The sequence below is a fragment of the Neoasaia chiangmaiensis genome (genome assembly GCF_002005465.1).
In the GTDB taxonomy this organism is placed as follows: domain Bacteria; phylum Pseudomonadota; class Alphaproteobacteria; order Acetobacterales; family Acetobacteraceae; genus Neoasaia; species Neoasaia chiangmaiensis.
This window is the reverse complement of sequence record NZ_CP014691.1, coordinates 1,126,206-1,144,269: the sequence shown is the minus strand read 5'-3', so window position 1 is coordinate 1,144,269 and position 18,064 is coordinate 1,126,206. Positions and strand designations below refer to the sequence as shown.

General features: G+C 58.6%; 21 protein-coding genes and 1 tRNA gene. 10 read left to right on the top strand and 12 right to left on the bottom strand.

From position 1 onward, the window contains the following. The first annotated feature begins 1 nt into the window (after position 1). Entirely contained in the window at positions 2 to 877 is an 876-nt protein-coding gene (locus A0U93_RS05460; RefSeq protein WP_077806453.1) for a hypothetical protein, read from the top strand. Between the two features lie 412 nt (positions 878 to 1,289). Next, positions 1,290 to 1,697 carry a VOC family protein gene (locus tag A0U93_RS05455; RefSeq protein ID WP_077806452.1) on the top strand — a complete coding sequence of 136 codons (408 nt, stop codon included), beginning with the start codon at positions 1,290 to 1,292 and terminating at the stop codon, positions 1,695 to 1,697. A 128-nt stretch (positions 1,698 to 1,825) separates the two neighbouring features. Here the strand turns inward: A0U93_RS05455 and A0U93_RS05450 are convergent, their stop codons facing one another. The 3 genes from A0U93_RS05450 to A0U93_RS05440 all read right to left on the bottom strand — a co-directional run bounded on the left by A0U93_RS05450 (position 1,826) and on the right by A0U93_RS05440 (position 5,249). Then, the gene (locus A0U93_RS05450; RefSeq protein WP_211274049.1) at positions 1,826 to 2,917 is read right to left on the bottom strand and encodes a DUF5694 domain-containing protein; all 1,092 of its coding nucleotides are present in this window, start codon (positions 2,915 to 2,917) and stop codon (positions 1,826 to 1,828) included. A gap of 215 nt (positions 2,918 to 3,132) precedes the next feature. Further along, positions 3,133 to 4,950, bottom strand: a complete 1,818-nt coding sequence (locus A0U93_RS05445; protein WP_077806451.1) for a relaxase/mobilization nuclease domain-containing protein — start codon at positions 4,948 to 4,950, stop codon at positions 3,133 to 3,135. Next, on the bottom strand, positions 4,947 to 5,249 hold the full coding sequence (locus A0U93_RS05440) for a plasmid mobilization protein (protein ID WP_077806450.1): 303 nt from the start codon (positions 5,247 to 5,249) through the stop codon (positions 4,947 to 4,949). Before A0U93_RS05440 ends, A0U93_RS05445 begins: the two co-directional genes overlap by 4 nt. 222 nt (positions 5,250 to 5,471) lie before the next feature. Between A0U93_RS05440 and A0U93_RS05435 the strand changes: the two genes are divergently transcribed. Beyond that, entirely contained in the window at positions 5,472 to 6,062 is a 591-nt protein-coding gene (locus A0U93_RS05435) for a VOC family protein (RefSeq protein ID WP_245825114.1), read from the top strand. Beyond that, on the top strand, positions 6,059 to 6,295 hold the full coding sequence (locus A0U93_RS05430; RefSeq protein ID WP_147151146.1) for a hypothetical protein: 237 nt from the start codon (positions 6,059 to 6,061) through the stop codon (positions 6,293 to 6,295). The genes A0U93_RS05435 and A0U93_RS05430 overlap by 4 nt, the downstream gene beginning before the upstream one ends. A gap of 105 nt (positions 6,296 to 6,400) precedes the next feature. Here the strand turns inward: A0U93_RS05430 and A0U93_RS05425 are convergent, their stop codons facing one another. Together A0U93_RS05425 and A0U93_RS16755 are read right to left on the bottom strand one after the other, a co-directional pair. Further along, positions 6,401 to 6,793, bottom strand: a complete 393-nt coding sequence (locus A0U93_RS05425) for a hypothetical protein (protein WP_147151144.1) — start codon at positions 6,791 to 6,793, stop codon at positions 6,401 to 6,403. Continuing rightward, positions 6,793 to 7,677 carry a hypothetical protein gene (locus A0U93_RS16755; protein ID WP_456306290.1) on the bottom strand — a complete coding sequence of 295 codons (885 nt, stop codon included), beginning with the start codon at positions 7,675 to 7,677 and terminating at the stop codon, positions 6,793 to 6,795. The genes A0U93_RS05425 and A0U93_RS16755 overlap by 1 nt, the downstream gene beginning before the upstream one ends. Here A0U93_RS16755 and A0U93_RS16750 point away from each other — a divergent pair. Continuing rightward, positions 7,642 to 7,956: a hypothetical protein gene (locus A0U93_RS16750; protein ID WP_245825110.1), complete on the top strand. Its 315-nt coding sequence runs from the start codon at positions 7,642 to 7,644 to the stop codon at positions 7,954 to 7,956. The genes A0U93_RS16755 and A0U93_RS16750 overlap by 36 nt on opposite strands. A gap of 449 nt (positions 7,957 to 8,405) precedes the next feature. Here A0U93_RS16750 and A0U93_RS05415 read toward each other — a convergent pair whose 3' ends face one another. The 7 genes from A0U93_RS05415 to A0U93_RS05385 form a co-directional block, all read right to left on the bottom strand. Then, complete coding sequence (locus A0U93_RS05415; protein WP_077806447.1) at positions 8,406 to 10,040, bottom strand: tyrosine-type recombinase/integrase; 1,635 nt, start codon at positions 10,038 to 10,040, stop codon at positions 8,406 to 8,408. 94 nt (positions 10,041 to 10,134) lie between these two features. Further along, positions 10,135 to 10,220 (bottom strand) — tRNA-Leu (locus A0U93_RS05410). Further along, positions 10,200 to 11,024 (bottom strand): M48 family metallopeptidase, encoded by an 825-nt coding sequence (locus A0U93_RS05405; protein WP_245825108.1) that lies wholly within the window; start codon positions 11,022 to 11,024, stop codon positions 10,200 to 10,202. The genes A0U93_RS05410 and A0U93_RS05405 overlap by 21 nt, the downstream gene beginning before the upstream one ends. After that, positions 10,958 to 11,464 carry a YcgN family cysteine cluster protein gene (locus A0U93_RS05400; protein WP_077806446.1) on the bottom strand — a complete coding sequence of 169 codons (507 nt, stop codon included), beginning with the start codon at positions 11,462 to 11,464 and terminating at the stop codon, positions 10,958 to 10,960. Before A0U93_RS05400 ends, A0U93_RS05405 begins: the two co-directional genes overlap by 67 nt. Before the next feature lie 46 nt (positions 11,465 to 11,510). Next, positions 11,511 to 11,915 (bottom strand): hypothetical protein, encoded by a 405-nt coding sequence (locus A0U93_RS05395; protein WP_077806445.1) that lies wholly within the window; start codon positions 11,913 to 11,915, stop codon positions 11,511 to 11,513. Continuing rightward, positions 11,912 to 12,916, bottom strand: a complete 1,005-nt coding sequence (locus A0U93_RS05390; protein WP_077806444.1) for an extracellular solute-binding protein — start codon at positions 12,914 to 12,916, stop codon at positions 11,912 to 11,914. The genes A0U93_RS05395 and A0U93_RS05390 overlap by 4 nt, the downstream gene beginning before the upstream one ends. Before the next feature lie 73 nt (positions 12,917 to 12,989). Next, positions 12,990 to 14,087 carry an ABC transporter ATP-binding protein gene (locus A0U93_RS05385; protein ID WP_077806443.1) on the bottom strand — a complete coding sequence of 366 codons (1,098 nt, stop codon included), beginning with the start codon at positions 14,085 to 14,087 and terminating at the stop codon, positions 12,990 to 12,992. A 77-nt stretch (positions 14,088 to 14,164) separates the two neighbouring features. Here A0U93_RS05385 and A0U93_RS05380 point away from each other — a divergent pair, with 77 nt between their 5' ends. From A0U93_RS05380 to A0U93_RS05360, 5 genes are all read left to right on the top strand, one after another. Then, a complete protein-coding gene (locus A0U93_RS05380) occupies positions 14,165 to 14,440 on the top strand; it encodes a hypothetical protein (protein ID WP_077806442.1) in 276 nt (91 codons plus the stop codon). 161 nt (positions 14,441 to 14,601) lie between these two features. After that, positions 14,602 to 15,033: a phage holin family protein gene (locus tag A0U93_RS05375; RefSeq protein WP_077806441.1), complete on the top strand. Its 432-nt coding sequence runs from the start codon at positions 14,602 to 14,604 to the stop codon at positions 15,031 to 15,033. Positions 15,034 to 15,324: 291 nt separating this feature from the next. Next, entirely contained in the window at positions 15,325 to 15,519 is a 195-nt protein-coding gene (locus tag A0U93_RS05370) for a DUF1656 domain-containing protein (RefSeq protein ID WP_077808347.1), read from the top strand. 63 nt (positions 15,520 to 15,582) lie between these two features. Beyond that, on the top strand, positions 15,583 to 16,494 hold the full coding sequence (locus A0U93_RS05365; RefSeq protein WP_077806440.1) for a biotin/lipoyl-binding protein: 912 nt from the start codon (positions 15,583 to 15,585) through the stop codon (positions 16,492 to 16,494). Position 16,495: 1 nt separating this feature from the next. Continuing rightward, positions 16,496 to 18,028: an efflux transporter outer membrane subunit gene (locus A0U93_RS05360; protein ID WP_077806439.1), complete on the top strand. Its 1,533-nt coding sequence runs from the start codon at positions 16,496 to 16,498 to the stop codon at positions 18,026 to 18,028. Positions 18,029 to 18,064: the final 36 nt, after the last annotated feature.

Sequence of the window (18,064 nt, the reverse complement as noted above, 5' to 3'; positions counted from 1 at the left end):
CATGACAAGGCTGTCTCTCCTCGCACCGGCTCTGGGACTGCTGACGGCGGGCATTCTCCCGGTTGCAGCCGACGCCCAGAGCATGACCGACTGCCTTCTGGCGCATAATCAGGGAGTGGTGACACCGGTCTGCGCCAGAATGCTGGGCCTGTCCACGACCAGTCCGGAACCACAGGCGCCACCGGATAACGGGGGCATTCATCTGAAACCCACGCTCGCCTACCAGCCCCTCGGCAACGCGCTTGGACAGGCCAGCATTGTCGGACTGACGCTGGGCCAGTCGCAGGCGAATGCGACAACGGCAATGAAAGCCTATTGCGGGACCGACCCGGAGGTCACCAACACCTATCTCTCCACAACCTACAAGGGAGTCGATGTGAAGACGCAGTTCTTCCCCAGTCAGATGGTGTGCCACAAGGAACAGGACAATCTCACTGTCCATCTGTCCCCGCCGGTGATGGGCACGGTGGTCACGAGAATCGAACGCAACGTGACATTCCCCTCCGATGCCTCGCCACGCTTTGCGGAGCTACAGGGCGATATCGCGTCCAAATATGGACTGCATCTTCCGCCTCTGCGGGCCAGCATGAACGAGGAGCGCACCCTGTATGCCGACGCGAGAGGGCAGACAGGCGAAAAGGAGAATGGCGGACCGGTGAACGCGATGGACCCGATGACCTACGAGGTGCCGGGTGAAATGGCGCATCTGCTTCTCACCACCCAGCCGGTCATGGGCAATCCGAGCCACGTTGCGAACATCAGTTTCGACCTTCAGGATATACGCGCCGAACGGGCGATTGGCGGAGAACTGCTGAAGCAGATGAACGGGTCGGTGGACGCGAAACTCGCCAACAGCGACGTCAAACCGGCCCTTTGATAAAGGCGGGCAGGGGCGGAAGCGTGGTGGCTTCTGTTTTCCCGGCCTGTCAGCCCAGCTTCCGGATACCACCTGAAAGCTGACGAACTCTCTCAGAGTATGCGACCGAAACGACGGCTTTCGCCCGCATATCGGTCGTGTCCGTCATTCAGTAAGCTATTGCAAAGCCGACATAAATAACGAAGCTGCTTGACCGCTGCTGCTGGCGTCAGCAAAGTCGTTTTTGCCTAAAAAGACAGCGATGCAGGTATGGTGATAACCTGTGGTCTCTCCGGAGACAGTCACGCTTGAGCGAATAAGCCTGCTCTTGGCCATGGCCGGACACGACGAGGATAGGCCTCGTCCGTGGTCGGTCGTCGTTGTCTAGATTGCGACCGGCTCGTGTCCGTCTTACCAACGGAAAGAAACAGTCATGAAGCTGAACCATATCAACCTCTACAGCCACGATACTGAGGCTGATCGCGCAATGTTCGAACAGTACTTCGGCCTGCGCACTCTCGTTGTGCGTGGGATTAAAATGGCCATCATGCAGGACAATGATGGGCTGGTGCTGATCGTCAACCATTTCTACAACAAGCTCGAAGGCTTCGATTATCCCACGCAATTCGACATCCTGCACATTGGCTTCATCCAAAAATCTCGCGAGGACGTCGATGCTCTCTATCAGCGCCTAAGCGCGGATGGCTGGGAGGTGCAGGCTCCATGCAACATACATGGCGCGTGGTCCTTCTACCTTCGCGCGAAGGGTGGCTATTTCATCGAAGTAACGACATTAACGCCGGTTCGCCCCGAAGAGGCGTATCAGGGAAACGCGCAATAATGCCCAGCATAAGCAGCTGAGTAACCTGAATTGCCTGTCTGATCTACGGTATGGGATCCGACAGGCAGCAACCGCCGTCATATCAGTTAATGATTACGAATTTCCTGGGTCGGGAAAGAAGACGTCATTTAACGAAGCACCGCCTCTGCATTGATCAGGTTCACATCGCGCATTTGGTCGAGATAGGCTTCGTAGTAAGCCTTGTGAGAGGCTCCAACAATTGCAAGCATCCGGGTGCCCGGTTCGCGAGTCAGCACCTCCCGAATATTTGCAACCATCCGGAGGTTTCGTGTCTCCCAATATCCGACGTAGTGTCGTCCGTAGCCTTGAGGTGACGGTTCCTTCAGTGCTGCTCCCCAATCAGACCGATATGCCTGAATGGCATAGGACGGCGCATTGAAGGCGCGGTAAACCGCAAGAAGGCCGTTGGGCTGTCCAATCTGCGCATAAAGTGCGGTTTCCTCAATCCCCCGTGCCTTGGTAGCGGAATTGTCCCACGCCTTTCCCAAGGCGGCGGCATAAGCTTTCTCGCTTATGGGCATGTCCCAGAAGTACTGACTATCGACGCTCCAGACGCGCTCCAGCCCTAGTCGTGCCGCCAGTTTTGCGCCAATGAGGTTGCTTTCGTTCTTGCGTGTTGCTTGAACCTTGAGCTTTGTCACCAGTTCATCTGTCAGTCCGTCGTCAGCCCGTTGTTCCGCATCGGGCAGACGCAACCATTGGACAAGGGCGGACGTGGGCTCTCCCGCAGCAAGGAAAATCAAAGCCAGCCGGCGACGCTGAGCCGGAGTTGGCGTCGCAGGCCAGGCTGCAAGCGTCCGGTCTGCTTCTGCGTTAGCTGCCACCACAGTCAGTCCGGCCGCCTTTCCGGCGAGCGTCGGGTCCGAACAGTAATGATCTACGGACGAAGCCTGGCTCTCTCCTTGATGACGCATGGCATCACACAACAAACCTGAACTGTTCTCTGTCGCGATTGCGCTTGGATGCCATGTGCCGAGGCGTGTCAAGACAGGCTCAAGCATGTCTGGCCGAAAGCTGTTTGGTAACCCCGAAAGGTGAGGCGTGCCGAGGACCAGAACCTCATTAGGAGGTCCGAAGGGGCGGTCGCTCATCGCATCCGGACGAAATGAGGGATGATATTGTTGTGCCTGAGCGTTGTGGAAAAGCGCCGAGGCCACGAGTAGAAAAATCACCGTCGCTCGTATCATTTCTACATTCATACCTCTTGTCCTCCAGCGGCATATGCGCTGGGGCTACTCGTTCCGGCATACCAACGGGTGAACTATCCAACAATCTATTGTTTTTTAGATAGCCTGACACGTAATGAAGGACGGCTAACGCTCTTGTCTGCTGCAAAGCGGACTGTCCGCTCTCCCCCCTACTCAGCTACGCCGTTGGCCGCAATATCACCGTTTGCTAAAGCTGAGGGTCCCGTTCAACCCAAATCTGGTGAATTGACGCGTTTGCCGGGGCGGGGGATTGAACGCTTCCCAACAGCCGGGTGACAACTTGCCGCCTCCAGTGCTTCCCTTTCGAGGGGAGCAATATCAGGCAACGAGGCCAGACGTTTCAGTGCCTCCTGCGGGTCGTCCCTCGCGAGCATGAGCAAATCGACATCCCGCGTGCGCTCCAGATACGTCACAAGCCTGTCGGTGTCGGCTTTTGCCTTGAGATAGCGTTGGACCTCCGGCTGTTCCTGCCATGTCCTGTGCTTCTGCTCCCGGCCCTGGGCAAACCATTCCGCCATCCAGCGAGTGGCGTAGGCGAAGTTCCCGTCATCGAGCAGGTCCAGTTTCCCGACATCGTGCCGGTCGTAGCCATAAGCCCGCAGGATGCCCTCAAAGGCTTCGCTTGCCTGACGTACCTCGGACGCATTCCATAGCTTCCATGCCCTGCTCCTGTCTCTGGTTTCCTTCCAGCGCTGGCGGGCGGATTCAAGCCTGCGCTCGTGTTGCTGACGGATACAGTAAGCGGTCCTGCTCTTCGGGTCGGCAAACGGCTCGGGCGGGAGATGCGTCCACCGACTGGCAAAGCTGGTGGTTATCTCGGACAACATCTCGGCAAAACGCTTCTGCTCATGAAGGAGGTCACGGAGCTGGCCATCTTTCTCGGCCTCGCGGGCATTGAAATCAATGACCGCCAGGATTTCCGCGTGTGACATTCCCTCAGCCGTTTGAGCGCGTGTCGAGCGGGACAGGGGAACGTCAGTTCCCAGCCAGTGCGTCGTTGGAACAGGCCGGGTCGGGAGAGCGCCTGAAACGGAGGATGCGCAAGACGACGCGGAATCCGTGCTCGTGTCAGCGGAATCATCTGCACTGTCATGTCGGGGGTCAACGGGGGTTTCCCCCTTGCCGGTTGGCCCTTGCGATGTATCGCGAGGTCCAGGGCTGGCTATGTCTTCCTTATGTCCCTGACGTATCGCGCTCTGCTCAGGTGTTTCCTGGCCGAAAGCGAAGGCGCTGAACTCTGCCTTGCGAACACCAAGCAGGCGGGAAAGTGAGCCCACGATGACGCCATGCTCGTCTTTCAGAAGCACCACGTTTGTTTTTTTGTTTCCTGCCATCAGAGACCAGCCTTGCGAGGATATCGCACTCTGGAAGGCCTGCCAGTCTGTGCTTCCGGCATAGAGGTCACGCAGGACATATTTGATGTCGAAGGGTCTGGCGCCCTGTCTCTGACTGCGTCTGGATTGTCGGTCAGAGAGAACCGAGTTCGGGAGAGCCCCTTCACAGAGCACCTGTAATCTCTCGCGATATTCTTCTGGCATTGCATGATACACAGCGAGGTTGTGGCGTCCCTTGGTCAGTTCCAGCCCGTGCTTCAGTTCGAACAGGCGGGCGACTTTTTCCTGACGTTCGTAGCGGTGAGACACGTCCAGAACCTTGCCTGTCTCTGCGTTCGTGGTGCGGACCAGGATATGACAGTGGCGGTTATCAGCCTCGCCATCATGGCGTGTCTTGGTGTGGATGACCGCAAGGGCAACATCTGACGCCCTGAACCCGAACTCCTGCGCCAGCATTACGATGCAGTCACCAAACTGCTCTGTGGTCAGTTTCTCGCGTGATGAGAGCTGGAAGTGCTGTACAGCATTGACGCGACCGAAAGCCGTGGCGTCTGCAATGCAGTCGTCGATATCCTGACGTCTGCCTTTCCATACGTGGATGTGCTCATTGTCGCCGGTCTTCCCGACGAGGTGATGATAGATGGCGCCGGAACCGGATGCGGTCTTGATGGGGTTGCTCTTGAGAATCATCTGACCCTTCCCAGAACGCGATTGATGCGGGCCTTGAGGTCATCAAGCTCAGGAAGTTTGGAGGCGATCTCCACCTGTTCGCCAGTATTCAGACGTCTTGCAATCTGGTTGAGGCTATTCCCTATGGCAGAGAGTTCCTGACGCAGGGCCAGAAGCTCCTGTGCAATCGAAATCCCTCCAGCCAGTTCGTCCAGCAGAACCCTGCGACACCAGACAGACAGTCTGCGTGGTCCTGCGATACGTTTTAATTTCTCCTGTTCCTCCGGACTGATCCGGATATGCACTGTTTCAGTTTTCATGATGCCCCTCGCGCGCGTGACTCATCGTAGCTTGGGGAGATGCAGGGGAGAGAAAATCTCCTGATGGCGTTATTGAGATTCTAGGGGCGGTCTGAAGTAACTGTATGTACAGATGCGAGAAAATAGACGATTTCGAAATCACACAAAATAAATACTTGACAAACCAAAATGAATTGGCTATACGTCTTCTTGCCCCACAAGGGAGGGCGAACAGAAGGAAAAATGACCTATCTAAAAGACATAATCAAACACTTCGATCTTGCTGAAAAGAATGCAGTCGAGAGAATGAAAGCCCTTGGAACGACAAGGCATATTGGCAATGCCTCTCTGTCAGTGACAGAAATCGAGCGCATTATTTCCCTCATCAGGGCAGACCTGAAGGGACAAGAGTTCACAACAGCAAAACGCGCGAACGCATATGCTGAAACTCTCAGAAAGTCCGCATATTTGAGAGATGCGAACCCTGCTCACCTGCTGAGCTTCTTTATGGGTTCACAGACCCCGGCAAGTGAAGTCAGTGCATTTGGCTGGGAGCAGGAAGATAGCAATGCCGAGCTGAAGGGCTTCGGAAATGCGCTCTTTGTCGCGCTGGGATTGCTGGTTTTTCGTGATTGGGAGCGCTATCACGCCCATAGCCTGGATTGTGAAATCCGGTATGTGCAATGGTTCGTCCGCTTTGCGCCAGATGAGTTCAATGCAGGGGCGTCGATTGCCTTGCATGCCCATTTCGATCTCGGCTTCTCGCTCCTGGCAGAGATGAAGGGCAAGGACCCACTTCCCTGGTCCCCCGAGAACATGGGAGGCGCGTTATGACCGGATACGAAAATGTCATGGCACGGCTGAAAATGGCCCGTACTCGCATGGAGGGCAAAATCCAAGCCTTTGATGCCGTCATGAACGAGTTGCAAAAACGAAAACGGGACGACGTGGCGTTGGAGCTGGTGGAGATAAGATGGTGCTACAAAAGCCAGCTCGACAGCCTCATCGACAGCATGCGGATTATCGACATCGTCCGGGATCAGGAAGAATGCGACGATGAAGGGTGAGCGTTAAAGACGCCCGCCATCTTCCGAAAAACTTCCTGACGAGAAGGGAGAGATCACGGTCTGTGATTCTCCCTTGCAATGATTGGGTGACCGACGCCCGTCGGCCTATTTCTGTCTGCGCGTAAAATATTTCTTGCGAACGGATCTGATGTGCCAATTCGCCTGTTTCTCGCCTTTCATGCGCTTCAAGAGCACCATGCCGCTTTCTGCGGAAAGATAAGCAAAAACTGCCCCCATGACGGCAAACCAGAAAACCAGTGCGGCAGTCGGTCCGGCCATCACATAGAAGCGTACAGACTGGTGCAATAGCAGTTGGAGTTCGCCTGTTCTCAGCAGAGAAGAACCATTGAAAATCTGGCCTATCTGATAAAGCAGGGAACTGATGCCCGATGTCTCGGCGGTACACAGCAGCCACCAGAACCATAAGGCATAGGTCGGCAGATCCTGCAACTGAGGGTCAGGGCGCCTGCTAAAAGGAAGTAGAGTGGTGGCCATCATCAGCATTCTCCGTCATCATATCTCAGGATTGCCTGTCTGATCCGGCTAATGTGTGCTCTTCTCCCTTGTTGCGTCGATATATTTTTTCGGCTCGCGCTTTTATCCCCTTTTGGAGGAGGCTGGCTCCTTGCCTTGAGCCGTTCGCAGGGCAAGCCGCATGGACGGACACCTTCTTGGTTCCTATATAAACAAGTCGGAACAGTAGCGAAACGAACCGATGGAAAAGCCTTGCGGATGCGGTGGCTGACCATGGATGTCATACGTCCGGATGAGGTCGTGAAATCCTTCACATCGCGGAAATGGATTGCATGGATGAAAGCGGTCAGCACCTTCTGCATCGGCCTTGTGACATAGGTGAAATCCGGATGGCGTGCCGATATCCGGTTCAGTCGCTCATCGCAGAATCCGCGCAACAGAAACAGGATGACACCGCTTGCCGTCTTGTTCGCCATCAGCCTCGACGCTCTGGCTATCCGGGCGTCCGACAGATTGGCGTGACGACTGCCTTGATAGACGCTGGCATACCGGCTTCGGATATCGCGTGTCAGTCCGATGAAGCTTAGGCTGGTCGCGGGTTTGCCGTGGTCTTTGGTCAGATAGCGTGATGTTCCCGCGACCTCGCGGATGTCCTTGATGGCGTCATCGCGTCTGTCGATTTCATTGGGGAAAGCATCGAGTATCTGGCTCTCGACCCATGCCCTGTGTTCGGGAGAAACATAGAGCTGGATATGATAATGCGGTGTTTCATCCTCATGGAGTTCCAGCGCTGTCATCCCCAGTAGGAGAATATCCCTGTCACGGGCCTTGCGTCTGACTGACTTCCAGCGTCTGCTGATTTCGGCCTTGGCATGCTCGTAGGAGCAGTGGCGATATTCTCCCGGCAGGGTGAGGGTCAGGAACAGCCCGTCGTATCCGAGGAATGTGGTCGCGACATCATGCAGTCCATCGGCGATGGCAAGATTAACGGCGTAGGTCCTGCGGAGACGGAACTGGCGCAAATCATGAGCGGACAGGCCGGAATCCGGATGTCGCCTGTCGGGCACGACAATGAAGGATTGGCTCGCCGTCAGCTTGTCGGCATCGAAGTCATTCTGGACGCTGTCGCGTTCGGGAGGCAGACCAAGAACCCGGCGCAGGTTACGGCGCAGGCGGTTGGCCCTTGAGGTCAGGACACGGCCCGTGATTCGCTGGGATTGCTTCAGCTCTTCGTGGGATTGGGAGAGAAGGTCAAAGCCGGAAACAAGGTCGTCTGGCAGGGTTTCAACCCATTCCACGACCTCCATGGCGACCTGTTCGGCCTCTTCGTAGCAGGCAAGAAAGTCGCAGTTTTCTGCTGTTTTTCGGGTGATGACGTTCTTGTAGAAGACATGCAGGGGCAGGAGCCTGCGCCAGATGTCGGGTCTGTCAGTCCGTATATAACTCTCTATCTGTTCATATCGCACATCGTCCTACGCAATCCCCGCAACAATCTCGGAGAGGCGTGTGATGGTGTATAATGGTCCTGTTGAGTAAACGCATCGCAATTTCCTTCTCGTGGCTGGTGTCCGGGATGTTTTCCAGCCATGAGAAGGAAGTATAGCAGACGGTTATGCAGTTTTGTTTCGATGAGCGATTATTGCTTTCCCATCAGTCTCTTCAGGTCCCAGAACTCTGGATATGACATGGAATCCGCAACACGTTTGAGGTTTGTGATGTCCACGTCGTCAAAATAGATGGTGTTCCCGACGGACCTGTTCTGTCCTTCATGTCCAAGGAAATCATCAATCCATGATTCCCGGAGGCCACCGTCACCATATTCGTGAATATTGCGAAGTTTAGTTGAAACGTTGTGGCGGAAAGAATGAAAAACTTTCTCCCGACCAATGCCCAGACGCGATTTGAAAGAAGAGAAATTTCTCTGGAAAATCCCGGACCTCTTCATGTCCATGCCCGTGAAATCCAGGTCCTTGAACAGGTAGCGACGACGCTGGTTTTTGGCGCGTTTTGCCATCTCCACAATACCGGTATCGAGAAGGGACCGACAAAGAGGAATGATGCGAGCCCCAGCTTCAGTCTTGGGGTCCCATGCTTCCCATGGGGCATCTTTATGAGCACGGTGGATCTGCACCACTATACTCCACACGTCGCGAATCTGGACGATATCCTGTGGCCGCAGACGGCAGATTTCTTCTTCCCGCATTCCTGTGTAGGACGCAATTCCGACAATCAGACCGTAGGTGGCCTGACTGATGCTTTGGAACGGCCATGGATTTTCGATGAGCGTTATCAGGTCGTCGTTAGACCAGCGGATACGGTGCGTCTTTGCGGTGGTATCGAACTTCCAGCCCCCGATAAACGGATTACGGTCAATCAGGCCGACGGGTTTGTAATGACGCCAGAGGGCAGACAGTCGTGTGAAGTGATTTTTGCTCGCTTTTCCGGAAATGCGTTCCAGATTTTTCCTGTTTGCCTCCGCTGTTAATTCGGCAACTGGCCGTGTGTCCTTCCGGTTTTTGCCATAATGGACAGGAAGCTGTTCTATCATGTTCTTGAATAGGCCCGCGTCCTCTCCCGTATAGTCGCGGATGGGTCTGTCACCACAGATTTCAACAAATCTTCTGTACGTGTTGCGATGTTCGCCCATGACAGAGGGTTTTGCCTTCTTGGCCTTGAGACTGAGGAAAGTCTCGGAAGCTTCCGAGAAGAGAGGAGAGGGGTTGGGGGCTGGCGGCTGAACAAGTTGTGTCAGAGCGGCAACCTGTTCTGACAGCTTTGTCAGGGCCTCTTCGCCCGGACTTCTCGCGGATTTTCCCAGTTTGTGAATGATGTCGGTCAGGGCATTGATTTCGGGTCCAATCTTCTCAAGCACGCTGGAAACCCGCTGATGGTCCTGCATCCGTGCCAGAAGGTGCTCGGCATTCATGGTTTTATAGCGAGCTTTCAGAGCCTGAATCTCACTGTCGTAGGTCTGGACAATGGACTGGAACAGGTCCTGCTGGACAGGATGAAGGTCAGATGTGGCCAGAGCCTCCTGAAAGGTCTCAACCGCCTTGGTAAGCGAGGATGTTTCTTTCGATGGAGACATGGCCAGACTGATGCACTCGAAAAGCTGAGAGGTCAGCCCATACAAGGCACAGGCACGGGTTCTGGCAAGATTCCTGTCGAGGGTCTCCAGAGAGTGCCAGATTTCCCGTTTTCCCAAAGCCGTTCGAAAGCGAACGGGAACCCCGCGTCTGAAATGAAAACCGGATTGCAGACGAATCAGCATAACAGGGCTCGTTTTGTAGAAGCCCCTTGTAGAAGAGAAGGGGCTCTGGGTTGCTGAAAACCCTAAAAGCCGTTTATTCTCAATAACTTATATGTGGTGCGAGCTGCGGGACTCGAACCCGCACGCCCTTGCGGACTCGAGATTTTAAGTCTCGTGCGTCTACCATTCCGCCAAGCTCGCAACCGGGCCGTCCTCTAGCACGCCCGTATCGGGGAGAAAATCCCCCGTGCTGGTGTTGCCGACCTGTAGCAGTGTGCCACCGTGTCGACGCAGCCAGGTTTCCGCCCGTTTGCGGGCCGGGCAGAATGTCTCGACCCGTTGCCAGAAGCGCTGGCTGTGATCGAAATGCGCCAGATGGGCGAGTTCATGGATGATGACGTAGTCGCGCACCGCCGGCGGTGTCATGACCAGTCGCCAGCTGAGCATGATCCGGCCCTGTCGTGTGCAGCTTCCCCAGCGCGAGCGCACGTCGCGCAGGGCGATGCTGGTGGGTTTGGCCTCCATGCGTGTGGCCCAGTGGTGAACGGCGCCGGGCAGGCGTCTGGCGGCCTGATCGTGCATGAAGGACAGGACACGACGCGGGAGGAATGCCGCGTCGCCGCTGACGTGAATTGCGTCGCCTTCGTGCCAGACGCCACGTCGGGCTGTCGGCGCGTGGCGGATGGTCAGTGTCTCGCCTTCCAGGGTGATCGTGCTGCCGTTCTGCAATTGTGGTGGTGGTCGGCGTTGCTGGCGTTGACGTTCGATCCAGGCGAGGTTGGCCTGGAAGAAGGCCATGCCGCTGCCCTGGGTTGCGCGAGGTGGAAGCGTGATGGTGACGATGCCGTCCGAAGGGTCGATCCGCAGGGCGATGCGGCGTGCACGGGTCGAACGGCGCCATCGGATGGGGATGCTGGTTAGTTGGTCTGAAGACGTGGTCATGAACGGCGGCGGCGAATGGCGGGCGGGCGCCAGCGGGCTGGGGTTGTTTCCGCCGATGGCCATTCCCCGGGCCAGTCCACGATATGATCCTCGAGATTGCCGGCGCGACGTTCGCTGATGATGCGACCGCCCGCCGAGGCGCCGGACTGGCGCACCGTATCGGGATCGTGGGAGCGCAGGGGATGCCAGGCGGGGAGATCCTGGCCGTCGCGGATCAGGACGTAGGCGCAGCTCGGGGGCAGCCAGTCGATGTCGGCAAGCAGTTCGGGCGTGAGGGAGACGCAGTCGGGTACCTTGCGGAAGCGGCGGTGGTAGTCCGTGCACCGGCACGTTTGGGTATCCAGCAGGCGGCAGGCGACGTCCGTATGATGGATCGCATCCGTTTCATCGTCGCGCAGTTTCTGCAGGCAGCAGCGCCCGCAGCCGTCGCAGAGGGATTCCCATTCTTCCGATGTCATGTCGGCGAGGGGGGTGGTTTTCCAGAACGGTGCGCCATCGGTCATGACGCTTGATTGGTCTTTCGATGGCGTGGCTGCAAGATGCCGGACCTTAAATTCGCACCCAATGAAGCAGGACGATCAAAAGGGCTGTCAACAGCGTGGTGACGCCGGCGGACGGCCCAAGAAGGGGGAGCCAGATCAGCCTGAGGCGCGCCGAGGGGCCGGCGCCCAGTCCCGCGCCGGTCCGGGCCAGTTGTGGATCGATGTGGCGCAGTTTGATGATGAGCGGCAGGAAGCAGGCGGGGGCGATCAGCACGCCTTCCCAGAACGCCCTGGCCGGTATCATCGCCGTTGCGGGGTCGCGTGCCAGCATCCATGCCACGACGAGGCCGGGGATCAGGAAGAGCAATATGAGGGGCAGGATGAACGTGGGGAGACGGTAACGGACGAGAAAGGCGGGAATGCCGGCGGCGATGACGCCGGCGATGGCGAAAAGGTCTGCGGCAATGGTCATGGTTTGGCGTTGAACCAGGTCTGGAACCGGCTTTCGAGATCGTCGAGATGATTTGTCCAGAAGCCGTCGTCGATCGTCAGGCTTCCGCTGTCCGGCGTCGTGTTGTCCGGGGCATCGTCATGATGCGGGTTCTGCTCGCGCAGGATGCCTGTCACGCGACGGGCGTCCGCGTCCGGCACGTTGTGCGGGACGGCCCAGGACAGGTTTTGTCGCAGGCTCTGATGCCACTGTGCCGCGAAGCCGGACTTGCGTTCCGCGCCGGCGAGTTCGTCGGCGGGTGTGCTGGTCATCAGGGCGCTGCCGTTGTCCATGATGCGCGCGGCGTCCTCGGGCGTCCGCCACCAGACGATGTAGGGGCGCAGCTGGTCGAGTTTGCGGAAGGCGCGATCGACGCCATCGGCGGTCGAAAGGGTGGCGTAGACGCCACTGGCGGGCACGCCGTCCGCCAGCAGGGCGATTTCGAGGGTGGAGCGTGGATCGAGGCGCAGGCCGCGTTTGCCGGGGTGGCGGGCGACGTCCCAGAAGTCGCCCCAGTTCGGCGCGACTGTCGCGCGGCGCTGGTCCCAGGCCAGCACGATGCTGTTCTGCCCGGCCGGGATGCCGCAGGGCGACGGCGACGTGCTTGGTGCGGAGGGCGCGGGCAGCATCTGCACCAGACCGTCACGACACGCGCTTTGCAGCAGGGTGTTGTCGATCATGATGGCGCTCCAGCTGGGGGAGCGTATCAAGGCGCGCTTGCGCAGGGTTTCGACCGTGCCGTCCCAGCTTCGCAGGGTGAACGGCTGATCGGGCATGGCCAGTGCGTTGGCGTCGAGAACGCCGGGCAGGACAGCGACGACGGGGCCGTTATTCGATCGTGTCGCGGAGGCGTTATGATGGGCGGGCCGGGCATGGCGGTGGGTGTGCGCGGCATCCGCCGGGTTCAACGAAGCCGCCGCGAGCGAAAGCACGTTGATCGCCACGGCGCGTGCGTATGCGGAGCGTGCGATACGAGAGATCAAGGCGTGCGCGGCGAACAGGTGATATGGCTTTCCGGTCGGGCGGGGTGGGGATGAAGCGAAACGGCATGACAGCCTAGTATGAATCTTCCCTCAACGGAAAGGCTGTTGCTTGTCCCGCCGGCCAGGCCAATTGCGCTCTGGTGCCGATGGCGACCCCGCGCAGGTTCTGCATCGGCGGTCGACGGAGTTCGATTTCCGCGCCATCTTCCAGGCGCAGCTTGAAGCGCATGTGATCGCCGAGATGGGTGATGTCCTGTAACGTTCCGATCAGGGGGTGTTCGTCATCCCCGCCCAGAATCGTCGTGCCGAAATGCGGCGCGATCCGGTCCGGACGGATGCAGACGGTGCATAATGCGTCGTTTTCCAGTCCGTCGGTGGCGATGGCTTCCACATGTGCGCCATTGGCCAGGCGGATTTCGGCGATATCGTCCGTGACGTCGAGAACACGACCCGGCAGGACGTTCGCCTCGCCGAAAAGCAGGGCGACGCGGTCATCTTCCGGGCGGTCGAGCAGGGTTGCCGCCCGGTCGCATTGCAGCACGGTGGCGGCGTCCATGACGGCGATGCGATCGCCGAGGCGCAATGCTTCCGCGCGCTGGGTGACGGCGCAGACCATCGTGAGTTTCAGTGCGCGGCCGAGCGTGGCGAGGAGCGTGACGATACGTCGCGCGGCGGCGCCGTTCAGTTTCTCCAGCGGGTTGTCGAAAAGCAGGAGGCGCGGGGCATAGGCCAGCACACGCGCCAGGCGGACGCGGAAGGCTTCTTCGGGCGAGAGGTCGCGGGGAGATTTTTCGGCGAGAGCGTCGAGACCCGTCAGCGCCAGCGTTCGCGCCGTCGTGGCCGCGATGTCCGATGGTGCGGCGCGACGTGCCCGCAGGGGGAAAGCGACGTTGGCGCGCACGTTCAGATGATCGAACAGCGGATCGCGTGCGCTGACGAGGCCGATCGGACGGTCCTCCGGCCTGCGGTGGGTGATATCGTCACCATCGAGAACGATGCGGCCGCGCAGGGGTGTGGCATGCCCCGCGACCATGTCCAGCAGGCGGGACAACAGCCGGGCGTCCGTGCCGAAAAGCGCGACGGGCGCGCCGGGGGGCACCCGCAGCGTGCAGCCAGGGCCGTGGCTCGTCGGGAGAACGTCGTCCAGGGAAAGCAGCGGCGTTACGGACATGAAACCTCGATGGTCGATGCGACGTTGAACCGTTCGTATGTCAATGCGGGTATTTCCGCGAACAGGAGACAGATAAAATGGGTCACGAAATCAGGAAGACGGTGGATAGCGCATCGAAGACGACGCAGGAACAGCTCGACAGCCTGAAAGCGCAGCTGGAGCAACTGCTGACCGAGCGCATCAATCCGGCCCTCCTGGAAGCAGCGGACCGCGCCGACCATGCGGTCGCCAGCGCGCGGGAGCTGCGCGACCATCAGGTGAGCAATGTGACGACCCGCGTTCGGGCGCAGCCGATCGCGGCGATCCTGATTTCGAGCGTGATCGGCTTTATTGCGGGCCGTCTGTCCAAATAGGTCCTTTTCCGTTTAGTATGCGGCCCGGATAAAACGACATCAGGGCCCCGACCCCGTTCACGACACTTGAAAATGCGATGGAACAATCGTTTCGAACGGGTTTCATCGCATTTCGATGCATTGTGACCGGCCGGCCACAATGAAAAGGCAAACGACATCCCATGAAGGTCATCGATCTCGGCCAGGAAGCACTGCAGGCGCAGGGTCTGGTCATGAAGCGCCAGGCAACGCGTATCGCAAGACGTGTCGCCTACTTCCTGATTGCTGCCGTTTTCGGACTGTTCGCGCTGGTTTCCGTCCATGGCGTTCTGTGGGCGTTTGCCCTGGATGTGTTGCATTTCAACGCCCTTGGTTCGGCGTGTAGTGTTCTGGGCCTCGATCTGCTTTTCGTGATTATCTTCGGGCTGCTGGGAACGCGACGCGTGGCCGATCCTGTCGAGTTCGAAGCGAAGGTGCGACGCGACCGGAAGTTCATTGAATTCAAGCAGGCGGTTGCCATCTCGACGCTGACCGGCATTCTGTTCGGGCCGATCGGTCGTTTCACCGGTCGCAAGGCGGCGGGCGGACTTCGCAATATTTTCATGCGCCGGTAAGCTATACTTTAAAAATCACTTTAATTGGCGTGCGTTCCATGGCTGGTCACGGCACGCCGCTTGATTTATGACAGTTCCGGTCAGTCGGCGTCGTGGTTCGCTGACGTCGAGATGAACCGGAAAGGGTATGTGCGCCAATCCCCGCGTGGACATCGGTATCCATAACAATGCCGATACGCATCGAGATCGAGCGGTTGCTGCCTGTTCTTCGCATGAAGATTGTGGCGACCGAATCGGTCGACGGCTTTCCGCTATAACCGTCTCCATTATTTCCCTGCAGATGGCGCGCTGATGCTGGCGGAATTCAACCTCTTCGGCGTCTTTGTTGCGCCGATCGCGGTTTATGCCGTTCTGGCCATTCCCGTGACCCTGCTTCTGCGATTCGTGCTGTGGCGCACGGGCGCGATCGAATGGTTCTGGCATGTCGCGCTTTTCGAAGTGGCGCTTTATGTCAGCGTTCTCTGCTTGATGATCCTCTATGTCTGATATCGGGCGCGTTATGACAGCATCGATTGTTCTTCCACTGCTTTCAGGAGGGAGAATTCAAGCATGCTCCTGACTCGTACGCTTATTCGGATCATCCTCACCCTGGCGGTTCTGGGCGTGGCGATCCTGCTTGGTTTCACCTTGTGGGAAACCTACATGATTGCGCCCTGGACGCGCGACGGGCGCGTTCGCGTCTATGTCGTGGATGCTGCGCCGGAAGTGTCGGGCACGGTGGTGAGCGTGCCGGTGCATGACAACGACTACGTTCATCGCGGCGACCCGCTCTTCGTTCTGGATCCGATGCGCTTTCGCCTGGCCATCCGGGAGTCGGAAGCGCGGCTGGCGAGTGTGGAGGAGGATCTCAAGCTCCGCCGGAATGATGCGAAGCGTCGCATGGGACTGAACGGTATCGTCTCGGCGGAAGAGCAGGAAATCTACAACTCGAATGTGGAAACACAGGTCGATGCGGTGAATGCCGCCAAGGCGGCGCTGGATACGGCGCGGCTGAACCTGCAACGTTCGATCGTCTATTCACCGGTGGATGGTTATGTCACCAACCTTAACCTGCGCGTCGGCGATTATGCGCATGCCGGCGAGTCACGCATGGCGGTGATCGATGCCAACAGCTACTGGATCAACGGCTACTTCGAAGAAACGAAGATGTGGGGCATCCATGTCGGCGACGTGGCGCGCGTCAAGCTGATGGGATACCGGGAGATCATTCCGGCGCATGTCGTATCCATCGCGCGCGGTATCAACGACCAGAACGGCGTGGGGGACAGGCTGGGCCTGCAGGATGTCAATCCGATCTTTACCTGGGTTCGTCTGGCGCAGCGTATTCCCGTGCGTATCCATCTCGATCGCGTGCCGCCGGAAGTCATTCTGGCTGCTGGCATGACGTGCACGGTGACGGTCGGCACGCCGCCACGTGGGCAGCGCGGCAAGCTGACGTCCTGGCTGCAAGATCATCTCTGATATGGGCGGATTCGGAAAACGCGCTCTGGCGCTGCTGGCGAGCGCCAGCCTGCTTGCGGGATGCACGGTCGGGCCCAACTACACGCCCGATCGCATGAAACTGCCGGACGCCTTCGCCGAGACGCCGCACCCGGCGACGGCGGCCGAGATCGAGCGCACCGAAGCGGAGATGAAAGAGTGGTGGGGGCAGTTTCACGATCCATTGCTGAACCGGCTCGTGACGCTGGCGCTCAAGGGTAACTATGATCTGTTGATCGCCGACCAGCACATCATCGCCGAGCGCGCAACGCGCGAGGAAGCGGCTTCGGCCTGGTACCCGCAGCTGGATGTCAATGCCGGCGGTGGTGACGGGCGTTACTCCATCAATGTCGATAACTGGCCGCTGCGCCCCGGTAACCCGGCAAACCGGCCGGAAGCGTCGATCCTGACCTATGGTGCGCGCGCGAGTTGGGAAATCGATGCCTTTGGGCGCATCCGTCGTGAGGTGGAGGCGACGGAACGCGGTATCGACGCGACCATCGAGGCACGTCGCGCGACCCTGGTGACGTTGCTGTCGGAACTGGCGGGCGATTACATGGCCCTGCGTGGCACGCAGCTTCGCCTTGCCATTGCCGAAGCCAATGTGCGGAATGCGCAGAATGAAGTCGACCTGACGCAGAAGCTCTATCTGGAAGGCGTCGGCAACACGCTACAGACGGCGCAGGCGCTGGCCGAGCGCGACAGCGAGAAAGCGACACTGGAGCCCCTGCATACGCAGCTGAACAAGATCGCGCATACGATCGGTGTCCTGCTTGGCGATATGCCCGGCGATCTCGAGCAGGAGCTGGAGCGGGTTCCGGCCGATCCGCATGGCGGGGTGATCCTGCCGGATATGCCGCGCTTTCCTTCGGCGCTACCGTCGATCGTCGTGGCGAACCGACCGGATATTCGGCAGGCGGAGCGGATGTATGCCGAGGACACGGCGCGTATCGGCGTGGCGGTCGCGCAGCTTTATCCGCATTTCACGATCCCGCTGAATTTCAATCCGAACGCGTCGGCGCTGTATCAGGCGTTTCAGGTCGGTGCGATGAGCTGGTCCTTCATGATGCTGGCCTCCCTGCCGGTCATGCATGGCGGGCGGTTCACGTCGCAGGTCGTGGAGGCCCGCGCCCATGCCGAAGCAAGCCGCCTGAACTATCGGCGCACTATCCTGAAGGCCTTCAAGGAAGTCGAGGACTCCATGACGGCATGGCAGGACGACGACAATTTCGTGCAGGAACTCCATCGCGCCTCGATCGAGAGCGAGCAGGCTGCGGATCGGGCGCGGCGTCTGTATGCTGCCGGTCTGACGGATTATCTTAATGTTCTGACGACGCAACGTACGATGCTGGGCGCGCAGGATCGGGAAGCCGTAGCCCGGACGGCGCGTCTGCGCGACGCGGTCGATCTCTACGTGGCGATGGGTGCCGGCTGGCAGGGGCAGGCCCTGCGCGATACCAATCTGCCGATCGATGCGGCCAAACAAAGCATTCTGGCCAAAGCTTTCTCTCGGTGAAGACGCTTGATTCGATTGCCTTCCCTTACGACATAA